We start from the raw sequence: 526 nt of genomic DNA on the forward strand, positions 1-526 counted from the left end.
AGCCGCTCAGGCGCCAGTTTTGCCTGATGCTTCTTCCAGAACCGGCGTTTGCGCGCCACGTCGGGACGATCTTGCTCGGCGGCGAACAGCGTTTTTTTTTGAAACTGAGCCGGGCGTCACGCACCAGGCGCCACACCGAAACCTCACTTGTGGCAACGCCGCGCGCGCCAAGTTCCAGCGCCAAGGCGCGCATCGTCAAATCCGGCTTCTCGTCCAGCCGGGCCAGTATCCAGCTCAAATGCGGCGCCAAAGCCCGAGGCGGCCGCCGGCCTTGCGGTTTGGCCGCAGCACTACCCGTCTCCCGCAGCCGCTGCGACCACTTCACCGCACTTGCCGGACTTACAGAAAACAGCGCCGCAACCTCACGGCACGAACGGCCAGATAAAACCGCCGCCGCCACTCGTTCCCTTAGATCGTTCGAATAATGCCGACCCATTCCAAGCTGACCTCCAACCCAGCAGTCAGCTTGAATCAGAAATCAGCCCGCGCCGGAATCCCAAAAACGATTCAAGTGAGAGGAAAGAGA

The 526-nt window shown here is 61.2% G+C and carries 1 protein-coding gene and 1 pseudogene; both read right to left on the reverse strand.

The features are described from left to right. A partial coding sequence (locus tag MXAZACID_RS20285; RefSeq protein ID WP_371137087.1) for a hypothetical protein occupies positions 1–238 on the reverse strand: 238 nt, incomplete at its 3' end. Positions 239–271: 33 nt separating this feature from the next. Further along, positions 272–436: pseudogene (locus tag MXAZACID_RS20550) on the reverse strand (helix-turn-helix domain-containing protein); the annotation flags it as partial. Positions 437–526: the final 90 nt, after the last annotated feature.

The organism is Acidocella sp. MX-AZ02, from assembly GCF_000306035.1.
Classification (GTDB): Bacteria; Pseudomonadota; Alphaproteobacteria; order Acetobacterales; family Acetobacteraceae; genus Acidocella; species Acidocella facilis.